This window comes from Ktedonobacterales bacterium, assembly GCA_036557285.1.
Classification (GTDB): Bacteria; Chloroflexota; Ktedonobacteria; order Ktedonobacterales; family DATBGS01; genus DATBHW01.
Genome location: DATBHW010000069.1, coordinates 18299 through 27262 on the forward strand (window position 1 = coordinate 18299; position 8964 = coordinate 27262).

An 8964-nucleotide genomic window follows, 5' to 3' on the forward strand; every position below is an offset into this window, starting at 1 on the left:
GAAACGCATCTCAACCTGTTTGGAGGTCCGGGTAGTGAAACAGCTTGTGCTTTCGGCGAACTGGCTCTTGAAGCAGCGCAATCCCGCCTGCGCTCTTACTGAGGATTTTTCCACGCCCGATGGCTGGATAGCTGCCAGCGTGCCAGGTACGGTCCACCAGGATTTGCTGGCTGCCGGGCGCATCCCTGACCCGTTCATCGGCCTGCATGAGCGCGATGTGCAGTGGGTTGGCGAGGCCGACTGGCTCTATCGCTGCGCCTTCGATCTGGAACCGGCATTTCTGGAGGCAGAGCAGCTTGACCTCTGTTTCGATGGGCTGGATACGTTTGCTACTGCCTGGCTGAACGGGCAGCAGGCGCTGAGCAGCGACAACATGTTCATCCCCCGGCGCGTTCCGGCGGCTTCGCTGCTGCGGCCTGGGCGAAATGAACTCTGGCTGCTCTTCGAGTCGGCCCTGCGGCGGGGCCGACAGCGCCAGGCCGAATACAGCGTGCTAACGGCCTGGAATGGCGATTTCAGCCGCCTGTACGTGCGCAAGGCGCAGTATCACTTCAGCTGGGATTGGGGGCCATGTCTGCTTACCGCCGGTCCCTGGCAGCCTATTCGCCTGGAAGCCTACACTCAGCGCATCGCGGATGTTCACTGCCCGGCTGATGTTGCGCCAGACCTTGGCAGCGCCGCGCTCCCGGTTAGCGTCACGCTTGCGGCGGGAAATCGCCCGCTCGACGCCGCCTCTGGCCTGGTGGTGCATCTGGAACTATTTAGCCCGGCACATGAACTGATTGATGCAGCGACGCTGCCAGTGACAGGCGATCAGATAGGGCATCGCTTCGAGGTAGCGTCGCCGCGTCTCTGGTGGCCGCGAGGCGCGGGCGCTGGGGAACAGCCGCTCTATCGGCTGGCTGCGACGTTCCGGCAGGATGGGAACGAGCTTGATCGGCGCGAACTTCGCCTGGGCCTGCGCCGCTTGCGGCTGCTGCAAGAGCCGTTGGCGGATGAGCCAGGCACAACCTTTCTGTTCGAGGTCAACAATATGCCCATCTTCTGTGGTGGCGCAAACTGGATTCCCGCCGATTCTTTTCTACCGCGCGTTTCGCCTGACCGCTACCGGGCGCTGCTGCAAGCTGCTGCTGATGCGAATATGAACATGCTGCGCGTTTGGGGCGGGGGCATCTATGAAAACGACCTCTTTTACGATTTGTGCGACGAACTAGGCTTGCTGGTCTGGCAGGATTTTCTGTTTGCCTGCGGGCTGTATCCGGCGCACGACTGGTTCCAGGCCAGCATCAGAGCCGAGGCCGAAGCGGCAGTGCGCCGTCTGCGTCATCATCCCTCGCTCGCGCTCTGGTGCGGGAACAACGAGGACTATCAGGTCGCGGAGTCGGTTGGCGCGTATGATCTGGCCTTTGAGGGCGACTTCAGCCAGACCCGTTTCCCGGCGCGAGAAATCTATGAGCGGCTGCTGCCATCTGTCTGCGCCGCGCTCGATCCGACGCGCCCTTACTGGCCGGGTAGCCCATATGGCGGGACCAACACGCGCGATCAGACCAAAGGTGATCGCCACACCTGGGATGTCTGGCATGGGCAGATGGCCGATTACCACGAGTACCCCCGTTTTCACGGGCGCTTTGTCAGCGAGTTTGGCATGCAAGCCCTGCCATCGCTGGAGACGATTGCCGCCTGCACGCCGCCAGCCGAACGCTATCCGCAAAGCCGGACGTTGGAGTATCACAACAAGGCGACAGACGGCCCCCGGCGGCTTGTCGCGTATCTGAATGATACGGTGCGCATCCCTGCTGACCTGGAAGAGTATATCTATGCCTCGCAGTTGCTCCAGGCCGAGGCGCTGGCGACGGCCTATCGCGGCTGGCGGCGGCGTTGGGGTGGTCCTGGGCGCTGCGCAACGGCGGGCGCGCTGGTCTGGCAGTTGAATGATTGCTGGCCGGTAACAAGCTGGGCGATTGTGGACTCGACTCTGCATCTCAAGCCCGCCTGGTATGCCATCAAGCGCGAACTGGCTCCCCTGGTGGGTGGGCTGGCGCGAGCCGTAGGCACGGGCGCGCGAGCGACCAACGGGAGCGAGAGGACGGGGCAACAGCAGCGGCCCGCGACCGAGCGCAGCGAGGGAGAATGCGGGAACCCAGTTCCCGCAAGGGCCGCTCCCCGCAGGGGGAGGCAAGCGCCCGTCACCGTAGGCGGTGTGGAAGTGTGGGCCGTCAATGGCCTGCAAACTGCATTGGAAGCTGAACTGGCGCTGCGCCTGTGGCAGTTGGATGGGCAGCAGATGAAAGAAGAGCGCCGCCAGGTCACGCTGCCACCCAACCAGGCGACAGAGCTAGGACGCTTCGCTGATGATGCTGAGAGCCTGCTGGTTGCCAGCGCGCAACTGCTGGTACAGGGAACGGTTATGGCGCGCGCGGCCCTCTGGCCGGAGCCATTCAAGTATCTGACACTGCCCGACCCCGAACTGGAGGTGACGCGCCTGGATGATGCCACCCTGCGCGTGCGGGCAATGCGCCCGGCCAAGGGGGTCTGGCTCTGGAATGGGGCAGAGGCTCGCTGGAGCGATAACATGCTCGATCTGCTGCCCGGCGATGAGCAAACTATCACCACGCGGCTGCTCGGAACGTCTGAGGTTCAGGTGCGCTGGCTGCGCTGATAACCGCCTGGGTATCAGAAGAGGCGCGAATCGAGTATATCCGGCTCGCAGGCGCTTCGTAACGCTTTTGGTAACGTTTAGAAGACGCCGTTCAGGTAAGATGTTGGTGTCAAGAGATGTTCAATCCCTCCATCGCCCAGGGCATCTGCTGAGAAGGGGAATTGAACAGGGAAGAGAGCGTGTTTTATGGCTAAACGACTCAACACCTTCCGCCAGAAGCGGCTAGAGGGCGAGAAGCAAGCATTGCAGCAGGTTCCGCCTCTCGCTGAGCTGCTGGCCGAGGCGGCTGCGCAGAATGGACTCAGCCTTCAGCTAACCCACGCGCCAGCGCCCGCCCTTATCGGCCAGAGAGACCCATCGCCCACTGTGGAGATTGCTCCTAATGATCCTATTGTCGCCTATTTCCTGAGTGCTCCTGGCGTGGTCGAGATTGATAAACTACACCTGGATTCTCCAACCCTGCGCGCGTTGAAAGCGGCAAAGGTCAAGCTGGCTATCCCGCTCATCAGCCAGGGCGAGTTGATTGGCGTGTTGAATCTGGGGCAGCGCCTGAGCGAGCAAGATTATTCGGCGTATGATCGCAAGCTGCTGAGCGATCTGGCGACGCAGGCCGCGCCTGCCGTTCGGGTGGCCCAACTGGTGCGCGAGCAGCAAGCCGCCATTCAGGAACGCGAACGCATCGAGCAGGAATTGCAGGTGGCCCGGCTGATCCAGCAGACGCTGCTGCCCAGGGAACTGCCGGAACTTCCTGGCTGGCAGGTGGCCGCCTATTATCAGCCAGCGCGCGCCGTTGGCGGGGACTTTTACGACTTCTTCTATTTCGAGGACGGGCGGCTGGGCGTAGTCATTGGCGATGTGACCGATAAAGGCATCCCGGCGGCGCTGGTGATGGCAACGACACGCAGCATCCTGCGTTCTGCGGCGCAGCGCCTGGTTTCGCCCGGCAGAGCGTTGGAACACGCCAACGACCTGCTCTGCCCCGATATTCCGGCCAGGATGTTTGTCACCTGCCTCTATGCCATTCTTGATCCGGCTACCGGATTGTTGCAATACGCGAACGCCGGCCACGACCTGCCCTATCGGCGGCGAGGCGGGGAGGTTTCCGAACTGCGCGCCACCGGCATGCCGCTTGGTCTGATGCCAGGCATGGGCTATGAGGAGAAAGTGACCTTTCTGGAGCCAGGTGACAGCGTTCTCTTATACAGCGACGGACTGGCGGAGGCGCATAATCCGCAGCGCGAGATGTTCGGCTTCCCACGCTTGATGGCGTTGCTGAGTCAGATCAACGACAACAAGGTGATTGATTCCCTGCTGAGCGAACTGGCATCCTTCACCGGCCCCGATTGGGAGCAAGAGGATGACGTGACGCTGGTGACGTTGCGCCGCGCCCCGCAGCCTGCGCCGAATATCATAGACGATGAGGTCACGCTGGTCCAGCCCCCTGAACACAGCGCGTCGAGCGTTCCGGTTCCTGCCCCTGAAGGCCATGCCGGGCAAAACGCCCCCAATTCCTGGCGTAGTCTGGCTGAACTGGCCGTTCCCAGCGCACCCGGCAACGAGCGCCAGGCAATGGAGCAGGTGGCCGAAGCGGTTCAGCCGCTGGGCCTGGAGGCCCGGCAGTTGGAGCAGCTAAAAACGGCGGTGGCCGAGGCGACGATGAATGCGATGGAGCATGGCAACCGCTATCAACCCGACGTACCAGTGCTCATTCGGGTGCTGGCTTCCGAGACGACGCTCTCGGTGCGCATTACCGATCAGGGCGGCGGGGAGACGCTCCCCGAAGCTGAGACGCCCGATCTGGAAGCCAAACTGGCCGAACTGCAATCGCCGCGCGGTTGGGGCTTGTTCCTGATTAAGAATCTGGTGGACGATATGCGCGTGACCAGCGACGCAACCAGCCACACCATCGAACTGATACTGGGCCTGGAAGGAGCAACCCATGTTGAATGATACCCTTGAAGCCAGTGTTCGGCGTGCGCCTGGCGTAGCGATCATTGATCTGCATGGTGAAATAGACTCCTTTGGAGAGGATGTCCTCAACGCCGCTTATGGCGAGGCGGAAAGCCAGGCGTCCGATGCCATCCTGCTCAACTTCAGCGATGTGCGCTATATCAACAGCACCGGCATCGCCCTGATCGTTGGTCTGCTCGCGCGAGCGCGCAAATCGCACCGCCGTCTGCTGGCCTGTGGCCTGAGCGATCACTATATCGAGATTTTCGAGATTACCCGCTTGGTTGATTTTATGAGTGTGTTCCCTGATGAAGCCAGCGCGTTGACCGATACGTCAGGCTCACCCAAAGCGTAAGACTCAACACGGGAGGAGAATGAAGATGCCACCAGCGAAAGTGACCTTGAGCGTGCGCCAGGTGAGCGCCCGCGCCAGTATTATTGACATCCAGGGGGAGGTTACGGCCTTTGCCGAACATGCCCTCATGGAGGCGTATACCCAGGCCAACGGGCCAAGCACGCGCGTCTTTATCTTGAACTTCGCCAGCCTGGAGTACATGAACAGCAGCGGCATTGGCCTGCTGGTCACGCTGCTGATTCGCATCAACCGGCAGAAGCAGCGCCTCTTTGCCTTTGGCCTGAGCGATCATTACCGGCATATTTTTGAGCTAACTCGCTTGAGCGATGCTATCAAGATGTACGACAGCGAAGCCGAGGCGCTGGACGCCGCTCATACTCCCTGACCAGATCAGGGAATTGTTGATAGATATGCATTGGAGGACTAAACCATGACGACCCCATCAACGTCATCAAGTGAAGGCATCCCACTCGATGCCGATTCATCCAGCGAAGGCAAACGCAGCGACACCGACAAGTGGGCGCGCAAGGTCTCTGCGCTGAAGCTTGGCCCGATGCCCAGCGGCGCGCTGAACCTGAATGTACAGGGAAAGCAGCCTGTTAGCCCGTTGCAGGGCTTTGGCTCGATGTGGCAGAAAACCTATCGCGTGCGCCTGAAGGGCGTTAAAGTGCTGCCAACGGGCGTTATCAAGGTGTGGAAGGAGCATTTTCCAGAGTTCTGGCCGAAGGGCAATCGCTTCTATGGGCCATTGACCGGCATTGCTCCTGGCGAAGTCGGCCTGATTAACATGGCGCTGCCTGGCGGGGCGCCGCTCTCTACCGGCGTCATGGTCATGTATGCTGATGAAGAATCCTTCACGTTTATGACGCCGCAGGGGCATATGTTTGCGGGCTGGATTACCTTCAGCGCCTACGAAGAGGATGAGCGCGCGGTTGCCCAGGTCCAGGTCTTGATTCGCGCCAACGACCCGATCTATGAGCTTGGTTTTCGCCTGGGCGCTGCCAGGTCCGAGGATCATTTCTGGCAACATACGCTGAGGTCTCTGGCAGCCTACTTTGGCCTTGAAGAAGCGCAGGTCGAGACGCAGGCGATCTGTGTAGATCGCAAGCTTCAATGGTCCCAGGCAAAGAATGTCTGGCATAATGCCGGTGTCCGCACGACACTCTATCTCATGACAACTCCGATGCGTGCGCCGCTGCGCTGGATGCGCAAGCGCAGCCGCCCAACAACATAGAAGCTGGTTAGGTATGTCAACTCATTATGCCTATGATGCAGTGGTGGTCGGCTCCGGGCCAAACGGCCTGGCCGCCGCCATCACGATGGCCCGCGCCGGATATTCGGTCATCGTCTTCGAGGCCAGGAACAAGATCGGCGGCGGCTGCCGCACAGCAGAACTGACCCTGCCCGGCTTCGCGCATGATGTTTGCTCGGCTATCCATCCGATGGGCGTTGCCTCGCCCTTCATGCGCAAGCTGCCGCTGGAGCAATATGGCGTCGAGTGGATTGAGCCAGCCGCGCCGCTGGCTCATCCCTTCGATGATGGCTCGGCTGCGGTACTGGAGCGTTCCATCGAGGCGACGGGCGCGTGGCTCGGCAACGACGCCGCCGCCTATCGCCGACTGATGACGCCGCTGGTCAGGCACTGGGAGCAGCTAGTTGGCGACGCGCTTGGCCCGCTGCCTCTTCCGCCGCGCCATCCATTGCTCATGGCTCGCTTTGGCTTGCAAGCCATTCGCTCGGCGCGTGGGCTGGCCGAAAGCCGCTTCAAGGGCGAGCGCGCCCGCGCCCTGGTGGCCGGAATCGCGGCGCACGCCATGCTTTCGCTGGAACAACCTGTAAGCGCGGCGTTTGGCCTGGTGCTGGGGATGCTGGGGCATGCCGTTGGCTGGCCCATCCCGCGCGGCGGCTCGCAGGTTATTGTTGACGCGCTGGCCGCTTACCTGCGCTCGCTGGGTGGCGAGATCGTGACTGGCGTGGAGGTGGATTCGCTGGATATGCTGCCCCCGGCCCGCGCCATTCTCTGCGATGTGACACCGCGCCAGTTGCTGCGCATCGCGCATCGCCAGTTGCCACACGGCTATCAACATCAGTTGCAGCGGTATCGCTATGGGCCGGGCGTCTGCAAGGTGGACATCGCGCTGGATGGCCCGATCCCCTGGAAAGCGGAGGCGTGCCTGCGCGCCGGGACGGTGCATGTGGGCGGCTCGCTGCCAGAGATTGCCGCCGCCGAGCGCGCCGTCTGGCGGGGCGAACACGCGGAGCAGCCCTATGTGCTGCTGGCCCAGCAAAGCCTCTTCGACCCAACACGCGCGCCTGTTGGCAAGCACACCGTCTGGGCCTATTGCCACGTCCCCAGCGGCTCCGCCTGTGATATGAGCGAGCGCGTCATCGCGCAGATTGAACGCTTTGCGCCGGGCTTCCGCGAGCGCATTCTGGCAAAGCATGCCTTCACCGCCGCGATGATGGAACGCTACAACCCCAACTATATTGGCGGCGACATCAACGGCGGCGTTCAAGACCTCTGGCAGCTTTTCACCCGTCCGACGATCCGGCTGAACCCCTACGCGACACCCGCCAGAGGTCTGTATCTGTGTTCATCGTCTACGCCGCCAGGCGGAGCGGTGCATGGCCTCTGCGGCTATTTCGCCGCGAAGGCTGCCTTGCGCGGAGCCTTCTAGGGGAGGCGTGCCGCGCAGCGTCCACAAGGAGGGCCAGCGATGAGCGTTCCTTCGGTCCCGATGTTGGCTCCTGATAAGGCGCCCACCGCAAGCGATCTGCGCCTGCGTGGGGGCTGGCTGGTGCTGGCGCGGGTGGCCTGGCTCGCCCTGATTGTCCTCACCCTGACGACCTTCTTCGCCAGCCTCCCAATCTACCTGACACTCCTGCAAACTCCCTGCGCGGGGACTGCCTGCTTATCCCTGCAACTGCGGCCTGAACAAGTCGAGTGGCTCGCCGGAGTGGGCTGGTCTTCAACTGATTACGCCGCATTTCTGGTCGCGCTCACGCTGACCTCAGTCGTGGTCTGCTTGCTGGTCAGCGCGCTCATCGTCTGGCGTCGCCCCGATGACCGCATGGCACTGCTGGTCGCGCTTGTGCTGGTCGCGCTTGGCCCGGCCATTGAGGCAGATAGCCTGCGTACCTGGCCCTTCCTCTGGCAGGTACCCAACGAGGCTCTGGACTTCCTCATGTTGGCGTTGGGCATGCTCTTCCTCGCGCTGTTTCCCTCTGGACAGTTCGTACCCCGGTGGACGCGCTGGCCCCTGGCCGTGATACTCGCCGGGCTTGTCCCCTATATGTTCTTCCCCACAAGTCTGTTCTCGCGCCTGCCGGTCTGGTACCTCGTGCTTGGCGAAGTCGCCCTCCTATTGGTGGCCCAACTCTACCGCTATCGCCGGATGTCTGGTCCCTTGGAGCGGCAGCAGGCCAAATGGGTCATGTTTGGGGGCCTGCTGAACTCCGTGTTTTGGATAGGCTGGGGGATCCTCAATCTGCTCTTCCCCGCGCTCGCCGACCCGACCTCGCCCACCGGGGCGCCCTATCAACTAGTCCAGAACAGCGTCAGCGTCGGCCTGGTGCTCCTCATCCCGCTCTCGATTGGGCTTGCCATTCTGCGCTACCGGCTGTGGGACATCGATGCCATTATCAACAAGGCGCTGGTCTATGGTTCGCTGACGGCGCTGCTGGGCGCGCTCTACGCGGGCTTGATTATTGGGCTGGAGAGCCTGGCCGGAGTATTCACCCAACAGGCTTCTGATCCAGTGGTGCTGGTGATCTCGACCCTGGCGATTGCTGCCCTGGCTGGAACAGCGCGGCGGCGTATCCAGCGGTTGATTGATCGGCGCTTCTATCGCAAGAAGTACGATGCGGAGAAGACGCTGGCGGCGTTCAGCGCCACGCTGCGCAATGAAGTGAATCTGGAGCAGGTGCGCGAGCAGTTGCTGGCGGTGGTGCAGGAGACGATGCAGCCCAGCCACGTCTCGCTCTGGCTGCGCCAGCCGGA

At 62.1% G+C, this 8964-nt stretch carries 7 protein-coding genes; all 7 read left to right on the forward strand.

Features of this window, described 5'->3' with window-relative positions; translation table 11 throughout:
• The first annotated feature begins 34 nt into the window (after nt 1-34).
• The gene (locus VH599_19535; protein ID HEY7350510.1) at nt 35-2659 is read left to right on the forward strand and encodes a glycoside hydrolase family 2 protein; all 2625 of its coding nucleotides are present in this window, start codon (nt 35-37) and stop codon (nt 2657-2659) included.
• A 186-nt stretch (nt 2660-2845) separates the two neighbouring features.
• Nucleotides 2846-4609 (forward strand): SpoIIE family protein phosphatase, encoded by a 1764-nt coding sequence (locus tag VH599_19540; GenBank protein HEY7350511.1) that lies wholly within the window; start codon nt 2846-2848, stop codon nt 4607-4609.
• Nucleotides 4599-4964: an STAS domain-containing protein gene (locus VH599_19545; GenBank protein HEY7350512.1), complete on the forward strand. Its 366-nt coding sequence runs from the start codon at nt 4599-4601 to the stop codon at nt 4962-4964. The genes VH599_19540 and VH599_19545 overlap by 11 nt, the downstream gene beginning before the upstream one ends.
• Before the next feature lie 25 nt (nt 4965-4989).
• Entirely contained in the window at nt 4990-5349 is a 360-nt protein-coding gene (locus VH599_19550) for an STAS domain-containing protein (GenBank protein HEY7350513.1), read from the forward strand.
• A 45-nt stretch (nt 5350-5394) separates the two neighbouring features.
• Nucleotides 5395-6198, forward strand: a complete 804-nt coding sequence (locus tag VH599_19555; protein ID HEY7350514.1) for a hypothetical protein — start codon at nt 5395-5397, stop codon at nt 6196-6198.
• Nucleotides 6199-6211: 13 nt separating this feature from the next.
• A complete protein-coding gene (locus VH599_19560) occupies nt 6212-7642 on the forward strand; it encodes an NAD(P)/FAD-dependent oxidoreductase (protein ID HEY7350515.1) in 1431 nt (476 codons plus the stop codon).
• Nucleotides 7643-7681: 39 nt separating this feature from the next.
• Nucleotides 7682-8964, forward strand: a 1283-nt coding sequence (locus tag VH599_19565) for a hypothetical protein (protein ID HEY7350516.1), incomplete at its 3' end; no start/stop codon positions are given.

Coding starts and splice junctions, on each gene's coding strand:
- VH599_19540 (HEY7350511.1), top strand. CDS start 2,846: ATGGCTAAACGACTCAACACCTTCCGCCAGAAGCGGCTAGAGGGCGAG.
- VH599_19545 (HEY7350512.1), top strand. CDS start 4,599: ATGTTGAATGATACCCTTGAAGCCAGTGTTCGGCGTGCGCCTGGCGTA.
- VH599_19550 (HEY7350513.1), top strand. CDS start 4,990: ATGCCACCAGCGAAAGTGACCTTGAGCGTGCGCCAGGTGAGCGCCCGC.
- VH599_19555 (HEY7350514.1), top strand. CDS start 5,395: ATGACGACCCCATCAACGTCATCAAGTGAAGGCATCCCACTCGATGCC.
- VH599_19560 (HEY7350515.1), top strand. CDS start 6,212: ATGTCAACTCATTATGCCTATGATGCAGTGGTGGTCGGCTCCGGGCCA.